The organism is Chromobacterium piscinae (assembly GCF_021129175.1).
In the GTDB taxonomy this organism is placed as follows: Bacteria; Pseudomonadota; Gammaproteobacteria; order Burkholderiales; family Chromobacteriaceae; genus Chromobacterium; species Chromobacterium piscinae.
This window is the reverse complement of the sequence record NZ_JAJOHV010000018.1, coordinates 31,172-47,891: the sequence shown is the minus strand read 5'-3', so window position 1 is coordinate 47,891 and position 16,720 is coordinate 31,172. Positions and strand designations below refer to the sequence as shown.

Sequence of the window (16,720 nt, the reverse complement as noted above, 5' to 3'; positions counted from 1 at the left end):
CTCAGCCCAGCGCCTTCTTCACCGCGGCGACGATGGCGTCCTGCGCCTCTTCCGTCAGGAAGGGATGCATCGGCAAGCTCATCACGCGGCGGCCGGCGGCCTCGGACAGCGGGAAGCTGCCCTCGCCCTGGCCCAGGTGGGCAAAGGCCGGCTGCAGGTGCAGCGGGATCGGGTAATGGACGGCGGTGGGCACGCCCAGCTCTTTCAGCTTGGCCTGCACCGCCTCGCGCTCGTCGACCTCGATGGTGTATTGCGCGTAGACGTGGGTGTTGCCCGCGCCGATCACCGGCACGCGCGCCACGTCCTTCAGCAAGTCGCTGTAGCGGGCGCCGATGCGCTCGCGGGCGGCCACCTCGTCGGCGAAGCTGGGCAGCTTGGCCAGCAGCACCGCAGCCTGGATGGTGTCCAGCCGGCCGTTCAGGCCGATGACCGGATGGTGGTAGCGGCGGTCCTGGCCGTGCACGCGGATCTCGCGGATCTTCTTGGCCAGCGCGTCGTCGCTGGTGAACACCGCGCCGCCGTCGCCGTAGCAGCCCAAGGGCTTGCTGGGGAAGAAGCTGGTGCAGCCGATGGTGGACAGGTTGCCGGACTTGTTGCCGTGCTGGCTGGCGCCGAAGCTTTGCGCGCCGTCCTCGATCACCGGAATGCCGTGCTTGTCGGCGATGGCGTTGATGGCGGCGAAATCGGCCGCCTGGCCGTACAGGCTGACCGGCATGATCGCGCGGGTGCGCGGCGTGATCGCCGCTTCCAGCAGGTTCGGGTCCAGGTTGTAGCTGACGGGGTCGATGTCGACGAACACCGGCTTGGCGCCCAACAGCGCGATCATCTCGCCGGTGGCGATGAAGGTGAACGGGGTGGTGATCACCTCGTCGCCGGGACTGATGCCCAAGGCCATCATCGCGATCAGCAGCGCCTTGGTGCCGTCGCAGACGCCGATGGCGTGCTTGGCGCCGGTATAGGCCGCCAGCTGCTCCTCCACCTCCTTCACCTCCGGCCCCATGATGTACTGGCCGTGGTCCAGCACCGCGTGGATGCGGGCGTCGATGTCGGCTTTCAGATGCTGGTATTGCGCTTTCAGATCGATGAACTGGATGGACATAAGAGGATCAACCCCAAATCAATATTTTGGAAAATCGCGCGGCGGCGGCCCATCCCAAACAATGAGGAGCCGCCCCTAGACAAGCCGCGCGGGCGGCGCTTACTCGCCGCTCTTGATCGGCGTGCAGTGGTTGCCGCCGACCTCGTAATGAATGCCGCACACCGGGCAGGAATGGGTACCGATGTCATTGGACAGGCGCTCGCCGCACGAGCACATCCAGCCGATGCGCTTGGCCGGCGTGCCCACCATCAGCGCGTAGGCCGGCACGTCGCGCGTCACCACCGCGCCGGCGCCGATGAAGGCGTACTCGCCCACCGTGTGGCCGCAGACGATGGTGGCGTTGGCGCCGATCGACGCGCCCTTCTTCACCACCGTGCGGCGGTATTCGTTCTTGCGGTTGACGTGGCTGCGCGGATTGTTGACGTTGGTGAACACCATGGACGGGCCGCAGAACACGTCATCCTCCAGCGTCACCGCGTCGTAGATCGACACGTTGTTCTGCACCTTGACGTTGTCGCCGATCAGCACGTCATTGCCGACGAACACGTTCTGGCCGAAGGAGCAGCCCTTGCCGATCTTCGCGCCGCCGCAGATGTGCACCCAGTGCCAGACGCGGGTGCCTTCGCCCAGGGAGGCGCCTTCGTCGACGATGGCGCTGGGGTGGATGTGAACCTGGCTCATTTCTGCCGCTCCCATTTTTCCAAAAGCTTGTCCAAGCGAGTCAATTGCTGCTCGGAGCGAGCCATCGCTTTTTCCTGACGGCTCATCAAGTCCTCATAGCGGGCATGTTGGCGCTCGGCCTCCCGCTGCTGCGCCGATGCCGCTGAAACTTGCTTCTGGGCTTCAACGTGGTTCCCGAAAGAAGAAAATATCAACATCAAAACGCCACCGACCAGCCAGAACCCCAGGCCCCACAATGCGCCGTCCACTATTTTTCTGAACATGCTGTCCGCCTTAATAATCCAGCGGCAGGCTGACGCGGCGGCCGTCGCGGGCCGACAGATACATCGCGATCAGCAATTCCAGCGACTTCAGGCCCTCGCGGCCGTCGGTTTCCGGCGTGGCTTCGCCGCGCATGGTCTTGATCACGTTGTCGTAGTACAGCGGGTGGCCGAAACCGTACACGCTGGTGGTCGCGTAGCTGGCTTTCTTGATGTCTTCATCCATCGCGTGCGGCTCGGCGAACTCCCAGTGCTGGATCTCGTTGACGGCCACGCCGCCCACGCGCACCGAGCCCTTCTCGCCCAGGATGGTGATGCTGCCTTCCAGATTCTTCGGATAGGTCAGCATGGTGACGTTCATGCTGCCCAGCGCGCCGGAGCGCCATTTGACGCTGACGGTGCCGGTGTCTTCCACCTCGATATTGCGCGCCAGCGTGGCGGTGTAGGCCTGCACGCTTTCCACCGGGCCGATCAGCCAGTCCAGCAGATCGACGTAGTGGCTGGCCTGATTCATGAAGGCGCCGCCGTCGAATTCCCAAGTGCCGCGCCAGCCGGCCGCGTCGTAGTACTCCTGCGGACGGGTCCAGAACACATTGACGTTGACCATGTAGATGCGGCCGAAGCGCTTTTCAGTCATCGCGCGCTTCAACAGCTGCAGCGTGTCGTTGCGGCGGTTCTGCTTGACCACGAACAGGTGCCGGTTCGCCTTGTCGGCGGCCTTGACCATCTCCAGGCCGTCTTCCCAGCGGGTGGCCATCGGCTTCTCGGTCATCACGTGGAAGCCTGCTTCGGAGCACTGAATGCTCTGGCTCGGATGCAGGCCGGACGGCGTGGTCAGGATGACGATGTCGGCGTTGGTTTGCGCCAGCATGTCGGTCAGGCTGGCGTGGCCGCGGGCGCCGGTGCGCTCGACGGCGGCCTTCAGCGCGGCCGGATCGATGTCGCAGACGTCGACCAGCTCGGCGCGGTCGGCGTGTTTCTCCAGCGCGCCGAAGTGGTTGTTGGCGATGCGGCCGCAGCCGACCAGGGCGAAGCGGATCTTGCGATCGGCAATCGGAGGAATCACTATCATTTGAACGTCCAGTAACGTACTGAATACACCAGTATCTTCAAATATTCGGTCAGCACCGCGCCGGCCTCATACCAGGCCAGGCTGTGGTACAGGTCGTTGCCCGGGTACACGATGTGCATGCCCCAGTCCACTTCCGGCCAGGCCTGGCGGAAAGTCTCCAGCGCCCGCCGCGAGTGGAACCACGAGGTCACCAGCGTCACGCGCCGCGGCTGATGCGAGGCCAGCGCCAGCCGGGTGAACTCGGCGTTCTGCCGCGTGTTTCTGGACTGGCACTCATAGCCTATCTTCCCGCGCGGCACGCCGGCCATCTGCAGCCGCTTGACAATCAACAGGCAATCGCCCTCGCCGCTGACGAAGACGAAAGGCGCGCGGCCCTGATGGTACAGTTCCGCCGCGCCTATCACCCGCTCGCCGCTCTCCCCGCCCAGCACCACGATCCAGTCCGCGCGCGGCTGGGGCGCCTCAGCCACCAGCCAGCTCTTGGAATAGCGGATCAGCGGCGTCATCGCCAGCACGGCCAACAGCGAGAGCGCGCCCAGCGCCGCCAGCCACGCTCCCGCCCGGGAAAAGCGCCCTTGCACGCCTTAAGCCTTGACGATGTGCTCGGCCGGCTCCAGGTACTTGCCGCGGCTGTCGACCACCAGTTGGGCCTTGGCCTTGATCAGCTCGTAGTCGAACTTGTCGTGGTCGGTGGCCAGCAGCACGCAGTCGTAGCCGGCGATGGACTCGGCGCTCAGCGGCACGCTCTTCAGATCGAACGCGTGTTCGCGCATCTTCGGGAACACCGGCACGTGCGGATCGCTGTACGCCACTTCGGCGCCCAGGTCGCGCAGTTTTTCCATCAGGAACACCGACGGGCTTTCGCGCATGTCGTCGACGTTCTTCTTATAGGCGATGCCCAGCACCAGCACGCGGCTGCCGTTGATGGCCTTCTTGCGCAGGTTCAGCGCGGAAGCCACCTTGGACACCACGTAGTCCGGCATATTGCTGTTCACTTCGCCCGCCAGCTCGATGAAACGGGTGTTGACGCCGTACTCGCGCGCTTTCCAGGTCAGATAGAACGGGTCGATCGGGATGCAGTGGCCGCCCAGGCCCGGGCCCGGGTAGTAGGGCACGAAGCCGAAGGGCTTGGTGGCCGCGGCGCGGATCACTTCGTGGATGTCGATGCCCATCCGGTCGGCGACGATCTTCATCTCGTTGACCAGGCCGATGTTGACCGCGCGATGGATGTTCTCCAGCAGCTTGGTCATTTCCGCGGCGCGGGTGGACGACACCGGCACCACCTTGTCGATCACCGCGCTGTACAGCGCGACGCCGATTTCCTGGCAGGCTTCGGTGACGCCGCCGCACACTTTGGGGATGGTGCGGGTGGTGAAGTCGGGGTTGCCCGGATCTTCGCGCTCCGGCGAGAACACCAGGAAGGCGTCGTCGCCCACCTTCAGGCCGCGCGATTCCATGCGCGGCAGCAGTTCTTCGTCGGTGGTGCCCGGATAGGTGGTGGACTCCAGCGACACCAGATGGCCTGCGCGCAGGTAAGGCACCAGGCTGTCGATGGTGTTCAGCACGAAGGACAGGTCCGGCTCGCGGTACTTGTTCAGCGGCGTCGGCACGCACAGGATCAGCGTGTCGGCCTCGCCGGCGCGGGAGAAGTCGGTGGTGGCTTCGAAGCCGCGGGTCAGGGCGGTGGCGATGCTGTCGGCGGAAATGTGCTCGATATAGCTGTTGCCGGCCATCAGGGCATCGACCTTGCTCTTGTCGATGTCGAAGCCCAAAACCTTGTAGCCGACCTCGGCGAAACGCAGCATCAGCGGCAGGCCGACATAGCCCAGACCCACGATGCCGATCACAGCGGATTTGTCCGCGATACGATTGAGCAGTTGCTGCTTGATCACGATGAAAGTCCCAACAGGATGTAAAAGCTTGAGCGGCAGACGCCCGTCTGCCGCCCGGTCATTCGGTACTCAGGTATAAGGTACTGCCACGTCTGACCCGGGCCTCGGGCCCGAAACCGGCGCTCGATGCGCGCGCAACGTGGCATTATACGCCGCGTTGCTCCGGCTTTTGGGTAAGCAAACGTAACCGCCGCGCGCTTTTCGCGGCGGATTTGTCCTGGCTCAGATCAACAGGTGCCCGGCGGTCTGCTGGTTGGTCTGCTTCAGCCGGTTGACGAACTCGCCGAACTCCAGCCCGAAGCGCCCTTCCAGCTCATCGGCGCGCTTTTTCAGCGCCTCCCACTGCGTCAGCGTCGGGCTCTGGCGGAAAGCGATCACCGCGACGTTGCCATGGGTGGCGGCAGGCAGTTCGATCACACGGCCCTCGAAAACGTTCAACAGCCGTTCGATGAAAGCCTGGTAGCGCTTGTCGCCGCTCCACCAGTTGGTGACGAACACGCCCTTGGGGCTCAGCGCGCGCTTGCAGTCCTCGAAGAAGTCTTCCGTCGTCAGCGCGTCGACGATCTGCAGGCCGTCGAAGCCGTCCACCAGGATGGCGTCGGTGGAGCCGCGGAAGATCTTCACGTAGTCGGCGCCGTCGGCTTCGACGATCTCGAAGAAATCGCCCTCCTCCGGCAACTGGAAAAAGGCGCGCGCCACCGCGATCACCTGCGGATTGATGTCCACCGCCACGCTGACCGCGTCAGGCAGGTATTCGTCGATGAAGCGGGCGAAGGAACCGCCGCCCAGGCCGATCTGCAGGATGTGCTTGGGATCGTCGTTCCACAGCAGAAAGCCCATCATCGCGCGGCTGTAGGACAGCACCAGGTCCGGCGGATCGTCGAGGTCCATCGAGCTCTGTATCGTTTCCGAGCCCAGGTGCAGCGAGCGGATGTTGCCCTCTTCCGAGATTTCCACCTCCGGCATCGCCTCCACCGCCGGCCGCACGCGGCGGCGGAACGGATGCAGCGCCCTACGCGCCACAGCCGCTCTCCTTGCCGCGCGAATCCAGGATGCTGATGGTGCGTTTTTTCGGCGCGTCCTCCACATCGTCCGCGTCCGGCGCCGGATCGCGGAATTCCTCCTTGTCGAAGGCGGTGTCGCCGTCGGCGAACGGCGCGTCGCCGGTCTGCAAACCGACAAAGTCGAACAGCTTCGGATCAGCCAGATGCGACGGAACCACGTTCTGCAGCGCGCGGAACATGCTCTCGACGCGGCCGGGGAAACGCTTGTCCCAGTCATTGACCATTTCCTTGACCACCTGGCGCTGCAGATTGGGCTGCGAGCCGCACAGATTGCACGGAATGATCGGAAATTCTTTCAGATCAGCGTAGCGGATGATGTCCTTCTCGCGGCAATAGGCCAGCGGGCGGATCACCATGTGGCGGCCGTCGTCGGACACCAGCTTGGGCGGCATCGCCTTCATCTTGCCGCCGTAGAACATATTCAGGAACAGCGTGTGCAGGATGTCGTCGCGGTGGTGGCCCAGCGCGATCTTGGTGGCGCCCAATTCGTCGGCCACGCGGTACAGGATGCCGCGGCGCAGCCGCGAGCACAGGCTGCAGGTGGTCTTGCCTTCCGGCACCAGCCGCTTGACGATGGAGTAGGTGTCTTCCTCGACGATGCGGTACTCGACGCCGATGGACTTGAGATACTCCGGCAGAACGTGCTCGGGGAAGCCCGGCTGCTTCTGGTCCAGATTGACCGCGACGATGGAGAAGTTGATCGGCGCGGACTTCTGCAGGCCCAGCAGGATGTCCAGCAAGGTATAGCTGTCCTTGCCGCCCGACAGGCAGACCATCACGCGGTCGCCTTCTTCGATCATGTTGAAATCATTGATGGCGTCACCAACGTGGTGGCGCAGGCGCTTGGCCAGTTTGTTGCCTTCAAACGCGGCCTTCTTGGCCTTGTCGTCGAGCGCGGCGTTCAGTTCGGACATGGGTACGGCTAAGAAATTGAAAAACAGGCGATTTTACCGTTTCCCGCCGCCAAAATCCATGGCGGCGGAAAACCGTCACAACACGATGCCGCGGCCGCCATCCACCGCCAGGATCTGGCCGGTGACGTAAGTCGCGTCCAGCAGCAAAAAAGCCACGGCCCGGGCGATGTCTTCCGGCACGCCGGTGCGCCGCAGCGGTATGCTCGCCTCGATCGCTTCGCGCCCCGCCGCGTCGAACGAAGCCTCGCTCTCCGGCCATAGATTGACGCCCGGCGCCACGCCGTTGACGCGCACCGCCGGCGCCAGCTCGATCGCCAGGCTGCGGATCAGCTGGGCGTGGCCGGCCTTGGCCAGGTTGTACACCACATGGCGCGCCATCGGCCGGTCCACGTGGATGTCGGCGATGCCGACAATCGCGCCGCCTCGCCGCGTCAGCTCCGGCGCTAGCGCCTGGCTGAGGAACAGCGGCGCTTTAAGATTGCTGCCCATCAGATCGTGCCAGGCGGCTTCGTCGATCCGGCCCACTTCGGTCGGGAAGAAACTGGACGCGTTGTTGACCAGGCCGTCCAGCCGGCCGAACGCCGCCACCGCCCGCGCCGCCAGCTCCGGCAGCGCCGCCGCGTCCAGCAGATCGGCCTGGGCCAGCTTGGCGCTGTCCGGCCGAATCGCGTTCAATTCCGCCGCCAGCGCCTCGGCGTCGGCGCGCGAACCGCGGTAGTGCAACACCAGCCTCAGCCCGCGCGCGTGCAGCAGCCGGGCGATGCCCGCCCCCACCCGGCGCGCGGCGCCGGTGATCAGAACCACGCGCTCATCTTGTTGTCGCTCTGTTAGCATTGCTTCCTCGAATCGAATTCCTCGCCCCTTCACGGGCGCTGCGCTTTGCACCACAATCGCGTCACATTGTAGCAGGACGACAGCCATGACCACCTTACCCGCCGCCAGTCCAGAAGCGCTGGCCACCAGCCAGGCCCTGTGCGGCCGCATCAGCCAGGCCGTCGCCGACGCCGGCGGCTGGATACCCTTTTCGCATTATATGGAATTGGCGTTGTACGCGACCGGCATGGGCTATTACGCGGCCGGCAGCAGCAAGCTGGGCGAGAGCGGCGATTTCATCACCGCGCCGGAGCTGACGCCGCTGTTCGGCCAGTCGCTGGCCCGCCAGCTGGCCGAGTTGCTGCCGCAGACGGCCGGCGCCATCTACGAATTCGGCGCCGGCACCGGCAAGCTGGCGATAGACCTGCTGGCCGAACTGGAGACGCTGGGCTGCTTGCCGCAAAAATACGTGATCCTGGACCTGTCGCCGGACCTGGTGGAACGCCAGCGCGACAACATCCGCGCCGCGCTGCCGCACCTGGCCGGCCGCGTCGAATGGGCCGATCGGCTGCCGGACTCGATAGACGGCATCGTCATCGGCAATGAATTGCTGGACGCGATGCCCTGCGAGATGGTGTTCCGCGACGAAAACCGCCAGCTTCGCCAGCGCGGCGTCACCATCCGCGACGGCGCCCTCGCCTATGAAGACCGCGATTTCGCCAACGCCCGGCTGGCGGAGCTCGCCGCGCAGCTGGTGCCGGACATTCCGCGCTACGAGACCGAGATCAGCCTGGCCAACCGCGGCTTCATCGCCACCGTGGCCGGCGCCCTGACCCGCGGCGCCATTCTGATGATCGACTACGGCCACGCCGCGTCCGAGTACTACCACCCGGAGCGCAGCATGGGCACGCTGCTGGGCCACTACCGACACCACACGGTGCAGGACCCGTTCTACCTGCCCGGCCTGATGGACCTGACTTGCCACGTCGACTTCAGCGCCGTCGCCCAAAGCGGCATCGATGCCGGCCTCGACCTGATAGGCTATACCAGCCAGGCGCAGTTTCTGGTCAACTGCGGCCTGGTGGACCGGCTGCAGTCGCTGGACGCCAACGACGTCAAAAGCTATCTGCCGGTGGCCAAGGCGGCGCAGCGCTTGCTGTCGCCGCAGGAAATGGGCGAAACCTTCAAGGCGATGGGCTTCGGCAAAGGCGTTTCCATAGACTGGCTGGGCTTCGCCCGCGGCGACCGCTGCTATACGCTGTGAGCCGCCGCCACAATCCCGCAAAAGCCGCTTGACAGCTCCCTGGGCGCTGCGTATAGTTCGCGTCTCGGTGCGACAGCATCGAAATGTGGCGAATTAGCTCAGTCGGTTAGAGCGACGGAATCATAATCCGCAGGTCCGGGGTTCGAGTCCCTGATTCGCCACCACAGTTTGACGAGAACACGCGAAAGCGGTTTCTCTTGGCGAATTAGCTCAGTCGGTTAGAGCGACGGAATCATAATCCGCAGGTCCGGGGTTCGAGTCCCTGATTCGCCACCAAATACAAAAAAGGCCAGCGCAAGCTGGCCTTTTTTGCTTCCCGCCCTCCCTGAATCCGTCTTCCGCGAGCGCATATCAACCATTCGGCCCGGCGCTATAATCAAGCATCGCTTCATTCGCCAAGGCCATTCATGATTCGCCGCGCCCTCCTCGACAGCTTCCGGCTACGGCTGGCCGCCTTGTTCGGCGGGCTGTTTCTCGCCTCGGCGCTGCTGGCCGCCGTCTGCCTCGACCAGGTGTTGTCCGACCGCATCATGCTCGACCAGGGAGAAGCGATGAGCAGCCTGGCCGGCAGCATCGCCAAAGCCATCGAAGCCAATCTGCGGGAACGCCACCGCGAAGTGCTGCTGCTGGCGCAGACCCCCACCTACATCCGGGCGCCGCTGGACGGCGACGAGCTGCGCCAGAGCCTGGAGCGCACCAAGCAGGCCTACAAGTACTACGCCTGGATCGGCATCGCCGACACGCAAGGCAAGATCGTTTCCGCCGCCGGCGGCATGCTGGTCGGCCAGAGCGCCGCCAAACGCCCCTGGTTCATCCACGGCCTGCACGCGCCCTTCGTCGGCGACATCCACCAGGCCGTGCTGCTGGCCAAGCTGCTGCCAGCCTCCTCCGCCCAGGGCGAGCCGCTGCGCTTCGTCGATTTCGCCTCCCCGGTTTACGACCCATCCGGCAAGCTGCGCGGCGTGCTGGCCACCCACGCGCTATGGGATTGGGTCGAAGACATCATACGCGAGCGGCTGCCGCCCAAATCCGGCCTGGAAACCTTCATCGTCGACCGTCAAGGCAACTTGCTGTCGCCGTTCGAGGCGGTGGGAAAAATGCAGGCGCCGGCGCCGATGCCAGCTGCGCAGACCTTCCGCCTCGGCCCCTGGCCCGGAGGCGGCGACTACCTGTACAGCGAATCCCGGGTGCAGGAGGCCGGGCTGGGTTGGCGCGTGATCGTCCGCCAGCCCAAGCAACAGGCGCTGGCGGCGCTGAACCGCCTGCGCGGCGCCTTGATGCTGCTGGGTCTGGCTGCCAGCGCGCTGCTGATGGCCGCGGTCTATCGGCTGGCCACCTCGTTCAGTCGCCCGCTGGAACAACTGGCCGGCACCGCGCAGCGCGTCGGCGGCGGCGAAGAGGACGCCGACTGGGCCATACGCGGCGGCACACAGGAGCTGCGCCAGCTGTCGGAAGCCATGCGCAACATGACCTCCTCGCTGCTGGCCCGCAAACAACAGCTGGCCGACGTCAACGCCAACCTCGAGCAAATGGTGGCCGACCGCACCGAACAGCTGCGCGAGTCCAACCACCTGCTGCTGCGGAAGGCCGCGGAACTGGCGCTGCAGGCGCGCCATGACGCGCTGACCAACCTGCACAACCGCATGGCCGCCAACGAGCAGCTGCAGGAAGAGCACCTGCGCTACAAGCGCACCGGCGCGCCATATGCGGTGTTGCTGCTGGACGTCGACCACTTCAAGCGCGTCAACGACACCTTCGGCCACGATGCCGGCGACCGCGTGCTGCGCCACATCGCCGATACGCTGCGGAATTCGGCGCGCGCCACCGACTTCGTCGCGCGCTACGGCGGCGAGGAATTCCTGTTGCTGCTGCCGGAAACCGACGCCGCAGGCGCGGCGGTGTTGGCCGAAAAAATCCGCGCCGCCGTCGAGCAATCGCAGGCGCCGGATGTCGGCCGGATCACGATCAGCATAGGCCTGGCCACCTCTGACGCCGCGGACGCGCAACCTGAGGCGACGGTGAAGCGCGCCGACTTGGCGCTGTACCGCGCCAAAGCCGGCGGCCGCAACCGGGTGGAAACCGAGACAACCGCCTGACCCCGCCAACTTACCCACAGAATCGGCGCGCCGCGCATTTTATCCACAGCTCGGCGCCCGGATGAACAATCAGCCGCCCGGCAGCGCCCGCTCCAGCAGATAGCCGACATCCACCGCCCGCGCGTCCAGCGCGCCCGCCACCCGCCCCCAGTGCCCATCCGCCAGCCTGCTGGCGATGAAGCCGTCGACCACCGCCGCCGGCGCGCATGCCCGCAGCAGGCAGCCCTGGGCGGTCAGCGCCAGTTGCTGGGCGAAACGACGGCCGAGCGCCTCCAGCTCCGGCGCGGACAAGCCCGCCATCGCCCGCAGATCCGCCAGCGCGGCGCGCAGGCGGCGATCGTCGCCCGCCTGGGCGGCCAACTCGTCCAACAGCCGCTGCCAAGCCTCGGGCTCGCGCTGCAGCGCCCGCATCACGTCCAAGCACATCACATTGCCCGAACCCTCCCAGATCGAATTGACCGGCGCTTCGCGGAACAGCCGCGCCATCGGCCCGGCGTCGACATAGCCGTTGCCGCCGAACACTTCCATGGTCTCGCCGGCCAGTTCCACCGCGCGCTTGCACACCCAGAACTTGGCCGCCGGCGCGACAATGCGCCTCCAGGCCGGCTCGTCGTTTTCAAAGCCCTCGGCCAGCCGCGCCGCCAGCCGCAGCGCCGCCTCGCTCTCCAGCGCCAGATCAGCCAACACCGCGCGCATCAACGGCTGCTCGGCCAGACGCTTGCCGAAGGCGACGCGCCGGCGGGCGTAGGCGATGGCCTGGACCAGGCCCTGGCGGATCAAGGCCGCGCTGCCGATCACGCAATTGAGCCGGGTATAGGCAGCCATCTCGATGATGGTGGGAATTCCGCGGCCGGGGTCGCCGATCAGCACGCCCCAGGCGTCTTGGAACTCCACCTCGCTGCTGGAGTTGCTGCGGTTGCCCACCTTGTCTTTCAAGCGCTGGATCGCCACCGCGTTGCGGCTGCCGTCCGGCCTCCAGCGCGGCACGTAGAAGCAGGACGGGCCGCCGTCGCGCAACTGCGCCACCACTAGGTGGGCGTCGCTCATCGGCGCGGAATAGAACCACTTGTGGCCACGCAGCGCGTACTCGCCGCCGCGCCCGCCGGTGCCCAGCGGCGTCGCCGCCGTGGCGTTGGCGCGCACGTCGGAGCCGCCCTGCTTCTCGGTCATGCCCATGCCCAGCCAGACCGATGTCTTGCGCTCTGCCGGCAGGTCGCGCGCGTCGTATTCGCGGCTGAGCAGCTTGTCGCCCAACTGCGCCCACAGCGCCGGCTCCCGCCTCAGCAGCGGAATCGCCGCCTGGGTCATGGTGGCCGGGCACAGGGTGCCGGCCTCCACCTGGCCATGCAGGTAGAACCCGGCTAGAAAGGCGGTCCAGCGCCCGGGGCGTTCGCTGTCGAACGGCAACGACACCAGCCCCTGGGCGCGGTACAGCGCCAGCAGCTCATGCCAGGACGGGTGGAAATCGACGCGGTCGACGCGCCGGCCGCGGCGGTCGAAGGCCTGCAGCTGCGGCGCGCAGCGGTTGGCCCGCTCGGCCAGCTCGAAGGTTTCCGCGCGCCCCAGCTTCTCGCCGTAATCGGCCAGCCAGGGCGTCGCCCAATCCGCGCCAGCGCGATGCAGCGCCTCCTTCAGCGCGACATCGGTGTCGAACAGACTGTAATCCTGCAACTCGTCGTACTGATTGCTCACCTCGTGGGTCTGCCAATTCATGCGCGCCGCTCCCGAATGGCTGCGCCGCCTCGCGGCGGCGCTCCAATGAACGTTTGCTCTATCGCTTCAGCTTAGCGGATCGGGCCGCCGGCCGCAGCCGGCCCAAAGCGCATCAGCACAGCGGCAGATGAATGTCTGTCAGCAGCAAATGCTCCGGCGTGTCGCTGGCCAGGTTCAGGTAATGGAAGTACACCGGAAAATCCCGCAACGTCTCGCCGCTGGCCGGCAGCCACTCCCGGTACAGATACCCGATCATATCGCCCAGACCGTGGTGCGACCCCGCGTGGCGCGCCACCGCGCAGCGCCCCCCCGGGATCTCTTTAGTCACCACGCCTTGCGGATTGCCCGGCACCGGCGCGGCGACGCTGCCGCAGATGTCGAAACGAAAACGCTCCGGTTCGGCGGTTTCCGGATTGTCGTAGGCGATGCCATAGGTCTGGCTGCTGGCGACCGGCGACAAGCCGCTCTCCTTGCGCCACGCGATGAAGCGCAGCGCGCTGTCGTTGACCCGCTCCGGCGGCCCCAGATGCTCCAGCGCCGCCACCATGACGGGCTGGACATTGACGATATTGACTTCCATGGTTTCCATTCTTTCTCTGACGGGAGGCGTCATCCGCGCGTGCCAGTCCGGCCAGTCCGGACCGCGCCGGAATTCGCTGGGCGAACAACCCAGCGCTTGCCGGAAAGCGCGCGAAAACGATTCGGGATTGTCGAAACCGCAGTCCAGCGCGATGGATGTGATCTTGCGCCGCGGCTGAAACGCCAACCAGTACGACGCCCGGCGCAGCCGCTGCATCAGGATGTAGCGGGCCACGCCCACGCCCAGATAAGCTGAAAACTGTCGGTGGAAATGGAAGCGCGAGAAATGGGCCAACTGGCTCAACCGCTCGACGTCGAGCGGCTGGTCCAGATGGCTGGCAATATGATCCAGCACTTTTTCGAAACGCCGCGCGTAGCGGCCCGCCTTGTCCATGCTCGTCCTCCATGGCGGCCACTATGCGGGAATGCGCGAAAACCTTCTTGACGCGGCTTGCTCTATTTCACGCCGCGCCCGTAACCGGCGCCGGGTATGCCAGCGTTACGATACACCCGGCGCTGGATGCGCCTCAGTCCGCCACGCGCGCCCAGTCCTCGACCAAGCGCTCCGGCGTGCGGCAAGCGCGGCGCTTCAAAACGAAGCCCTGGCAGCGCTCGGCGAAGCCGCGGCGGTTTTCCAGCATGTCCTGCCGCATCTCGTCCAGCTCCGCGCGCCGGCACAGCTGCAGACGGGCCGGGTCCAGCTCCTGCTTGCGCCGGACAAGCTCCGGCCAGTTGCGCTCGGCTGCGCCGGCCATGCTCAGCAGCCAGCTGCCGAAGGTTTCCGGATCGCGCGGGCCGATGTCCTGCACCATGCCCAGCCGCCAGGCCTGGCGCGCGCCGATGGGCAGGCAGTCGCCGCTTAGCCTGGCCGCCGTCTCGCCGCCCACTGCGCGCGGCAGGGTATAGGTCCAGTACTCGGAGCCGTACAGGCCCATGGTTGCATAATGCGGATTCAGCACCACGCCCTGGCGCGCCAGCACCACATCGGCGGCCAGCGCCATCATCACCCCGCCGGCGCCGGCGTTGCCGGCCACGCCGGCCACCGTCAGCTGCGGCGCGGTGAGGATTTCCAGACAGACGTCGTCTATCGCCTGGATGTTGCGCCACGCTTCCTCGCCTGGACGCTCCGCTGCCTGGATCACGTTGAGATGGACCCCGTTGCAGAAGCTCCCGCGGCCGCTGCGTATCAGCAACACCCGAGTGTCCTGCCGCTTCGCCCATTGCAAGGCCCGTACCAGGCGCTGGCAGTGCTCGGTGCTGAGCGCGCCGTTGTATAACTCGAAAGTCAGCTCTCCCACCCGGCCCACCTCGCGGTAGCGGATGGGCTGGTAGCTCTCCTCGCAGTGCGGATGGGTATCCACCGCCCACTCCAGCCGGGGCGCGGCGTCCAGCAGGCGACCTAGCTCGTGGCGGGCCGGCCGCTTGAAGGTTTCCTCGCCCGGCGCCGGCTGCCGCCGCACCGATCCTATCCACAGACTGGCGTCGCCGCAGGCCACCAGCACCGCGTCGTCGTGTACCGCCAGGATGCGGCCCGGCTCGCCGGTCCGGTGGTCGAGATGGGCGTCGCACAGGAAATAACGGCCGCCGGCCAGATCGGCCAACACGCCGGGCTGGCCATCGGCGGCGTCGATGCGGCGCTTGATCTCGCCCGCCGGCTGGCGCCAGTCGAAAGCGCGGTCAGCCTGCTTCATGTTCGGCTGCAGCCGGCCGGCCACCTGCGGATCGGCGTAATCGACCGCCTGCGGCTGATAGCCGCCGACGAACTTCTCCACCACGTCGCGGATGCAATACATCGCGGCGTCGCTGACCGGTCCGTTGTAGAGCTCGGACTTGCGGATGCCCGGCGGCAGGTCGAACTCGCGGCTAGACCACACCGGCCCGGCGTCCATCTCCTCAACCGCCTGCAGCGCGGTCACGCCCCAGCGTTTCTCGCCCTTCATGATCGCCCAGTCCAGCGCTGACGCGCCGCGGTCGCCGACGATGCCGGGATGGACGATCACCACCGGAAACGGACTGTCCCGCCACAACTCGGCCGGTACCCTGTCCTTCAGAAAGGGGCAAATCACCAGCTGCGGCCGCGCCTCCCTCACTTGGCGCGCCACCTCGTCGGCGTCGGTGAACAGCACCACGCTCGGCTTGTGGCCGGATTCGCGCAACTCCAGCCAGGCGCGTTGGGTCAGGCCGTTGAAGGCCGTGGACAGCAAAACAATTCTCAAGGCTTGCACTGCATTCTCCCGCGTATGGGCTCGGACAAGCGCCGCATGCTACGCAGAGAAAATTCAATACAATTTGACTGGAAACAATTTAAATGATTAAAGCATAATTAACCTGACCCATTGGTCAGTCCAGCCGTCCCCTCTCGGCCAGCATGCCTTCCAAGCCGCCTTCCCGCCTCAACCGACCGGCCATCTGCAAAAACGCTCGCGCCGCCGGACTGGCCTGCTCTTCGTCCAGCATCACCAATCCCACTTGGCGCAGCACCGCCGGATGCAGCGGCTTGCTGACATAGCCGGTCACATAGGGGCGCAGCGGCAACGACAGCTCGGCGACGACGGTGACCGCCTCGCCCCGCGCCACGGTTTCCAGCGTGCTGAGCAGCTGTCCGCAGCGGTAGCGGATGTTCGGCTGCAGCCGGGCGGCCTGGAACAGCCGGGTGACCAGCTCCGCCGAACCAGCGCCGGTCAACGCGAACGGCTCGCCGCACAATTCGCCCAGAGTCAGATTCGGCCGGCCCGCCAAGGCATGGCCGGCTGGCAGCACCGCCACCATTTGGTCCTCCACCAGCGGACAGCTGGCGAACCTCGGCTCGGGCAACACCGCGAAACCAACATCCACCCGCCGCTCCAGCAGCCATTGCAACACCTGGCTGTCCGTTCCCTCGTCGATATGCACTTCGATTCCCGGGTACTGTTCCCGGTAACGGGCCAACAGTCCCGGCAGCAGGCGCATTGAGGAGGTGGGGCCGAACGATCCTATGCGCAGCGTGCCCCGGCGCAGGCCGCGCGCGTCCGCCGCCTCCTGCCGCATCGCCTCCGCCAGCCCCAGCATGCCGCTGGCCCGAGGCAGCAATTGCCGGCCGATGTCGGTCAGTTCCGCCCGCCCCTGCTGCCGCCGCAGCAGCTCCACGCCCAGCTCCCGTTCCAGCTCGCGCACCGCGTGCGATACGCCCGACTGCGAAATCCCCAGCCGGGCCGCCGCCGCGGTGAAGCCCTGCATTTCCGCGACCAGGGCGAAAATCTCCAGTTGCGTCAGCGTCATCGGCCCGCTCCATCA

15 protein-coding genes and 2 tRNA genes are annotated in these 16,720 nt (G+C 66.1%); 4 read left to right on the top strand and 13 right to left on the bottom strand.

The features are described 5' to 3' along the window. Nucleotide 1: 1 nt before the first annotated feature. From LQR33_RS05470 to LQR33_RS05430, 9 genes are all read right to left on the bottom strand, one after another. Nucleotides 2–1,099: a DegT/DnrJ/EryC1/StrS family aminotransferase gene (locus LQR33_RS05470; protein WP_166440322.1), complete on the bottom strand. Its 1,098-nt coding sequence runs from the start codon at nt 1,097–1,099 to the stop codon at nt 2–4. A 99-nt stretch (nt 1,100–1,198) separates the two neighbouring features. Continuing rightward, nucleotides 1,199–1,780 (bottom strand): acyltransferase, encoded by a 582-nt coding sequence (locus LQR33_RS05465; RefSeq protein ID WP_021477408.1) that lies wholly within the window; start codon nt 1,778–1,780, stop codon nt 1,199–1,201. Next, complete coding sequence (locus LQR33_RS05460; RefSeq protein WP_046157431.1) at nt 1,777–2,043, bottom strand: hypothetical protein; 267 nt, start codon at nt 2,041–2,043, stop codon at nt 1,777–1,779. Before LQR33_RS05460 ends, LQR33_RS05465 begins: the two co-directional genes overlap by 4 nt. Nucleotides 2,044–2,053: 10 nt before the next feature. Further along, complete coding sequence (locus LQR33_RS05455; protein WP_046157430.1) at nt 2,054–3,112, bottom strand: Gfo/Idh/MocA family protein; 1,059 nt, start codon at nt 3,110–3,112, stop codon at nt 2,054–2,056. Beyond that, complete coding sequence (locus LQR33_RS05450) at nt 3,109–3,693, bottom strand: YdcF family protein (protein WP_221664580.1); 585 nt, start codon at nt 3,691–3,693, stop codon at nt 3,109–3,111. The genes LQR33_RS05455 and LQR33_RS05450 overlap by 4 nt, the downstream gene beginning before the upstream one ends. 3 nt (nt 3,694–3,696) lie before the next feature. Continuing rightward, entirely contained in the window at nt 3,697–5,001 is a 1,305-nt protein-coding gene (locus tag LQR33_RS05445) for a nucleotide sugar dehydrogenase (protein WP_166440395.1), read from the bottom strand. Nucleotides 5,002–5,226: 225 nt separating this feature from the next. Next, nucleotides 5,227–6,027, bottom strand: a complete 801-nt coding sequence (locus LQR33_RS05440; RefSeq protein ID WP_021477413.1) for a polyamine aminopropyltransferase — start codon at nt 6,025–6,027, stop codon at nt 5,227–5,229. Continuing rightward, complete coding sequence (ttcA, locus tag LQR33_RS05435) at nt 6,017–6,982, bottom strand: tRNA 2-thiocytidine(32) synthetase TtcA (protein ID WP_231467893.1); 966 nt, start codon at nt 6,980–6,982, stop codon at nt 6,017–6,019. The genes LQR33_RS05440 and ttcA overlap by 11 nt, the downstream gene beginning before the upstream one ends. Nucleotides 6,983–7,057: 75 nt before the next feature. Next, complete coding sequence (locus tag LQR33_RS05430) at nt 7,058–7,816, bottom strand: pteridine reductase (RefSeq protein ID WP_046166926.1); 759 nt, start codon at nt 7,814–7,816, stop codon at nt 7,058–7,060. An 85-nt stretch (nt 7,817–7,901) separates the two neighbouring features. Between LQR33_RS05430 and LQR33_RS05425 the strand changes: the two genes are divergently transcribed. The 4 genes from LQR33_RS05425 to LQR33_RS05410 all read left to right on the top strand — a co-directional run bounded on the left by LQR33_RS05425 (nt 7,902) and on the right by LQR33_RS05410 (nt 11,155). Continuing rightward, entirely contained in the window at nt 7,902–9,059 is a 1,158-nt protein-coding gene (locus LQR33_RS05425) for a class I SAM-dependent methyltransferase (RefSeq protein WP_231467891.1), read from the top strand. Between the two features lie 87 nt (nt 9,060–9,146). Further along, a tRNA-Met gene (locus LQR33_RS05420) sits at nt 9,147–9,223 on the top strand. A 35-nt stretch (nt 9,224–9,258) separates the two neighbouring features. Beyond that, nucleotides 9,259–9,335 (top strand) — tRNA-Met (locus LQR33_RS05415). A 131-nt stretch (nt 9,336–9,466) separates the two neighbouring features. Then, on the top strand, nt 9,467–11,155 hold the full coding sequence (locus LQR33_RS05410) for a sensor domain-containing diguanylate cyclase (RefSeq protein WP_221664583.1): 1,689 nt from the start codon (nt 9,467–9,469) through the stop codon (nt 11,153–11,155). Nucleotides 11,156–11,224: 69 nt separating this feature from the next. Here LQR33_RS05410 and LQR33_RS05405 read toward each other — a convergent pair whose 3' ends face one another. From LQR33_RS05405 to LQR33_RS05390, 4 genes are all read right to left on the bottom strand, one after another. Beyond that, complete coding sequence (locus LQR33_RS05405) at nt 11,225–12,868, bottom strand: acyl-CoA dehydrogenase family protein (protein ID WP_231467889.1); 1,644 nt, start codon at nt 12,866–12,868, stop codon at nt 11,225–11,227. 112 nt (nt 12,869–12,980) lie between these two features. Continuing rightward, nucleotides 12,981–13,841, bottom strand: a complete 861-nt coding sequence (locus LQR33_RS05400) for an AraC family transcriptional regulator (protein ID WP_231467887.1) — start codon at nt 13,839–13,841, stop codon at nt 12,981–12,983. A 133-nt stretch (nt 13,842–13,974) separates the two neighbouring features. Then, nucleotides 13,975–15,672, bottom strand: coding sequence for a hydrogenase maturation protein (locus tag LQR33_RS05395; RefSeq protein WP_221668136.1), 1,698 nt, complete (start codon nt 15,670–15,672; stop codon nt 13,975–13,977). A 115-nt stretch (nt 15,673–15,787) separates the two neighbouring features. Continuing rightward, nucleotides 15,788–16,705: a LysR family transcriptional regulator gene (locus LQR33_RS05390; protein ID WP_166440348.1), complete on the bottom strand. Its 918-nt coding sequence runs from the start codon at nt 16,703–16,705 to the stop codon at nt 15,788–15,790. Between the last annotated feature and the right edge of the window lie 15 nt (nt 16,706–16,720).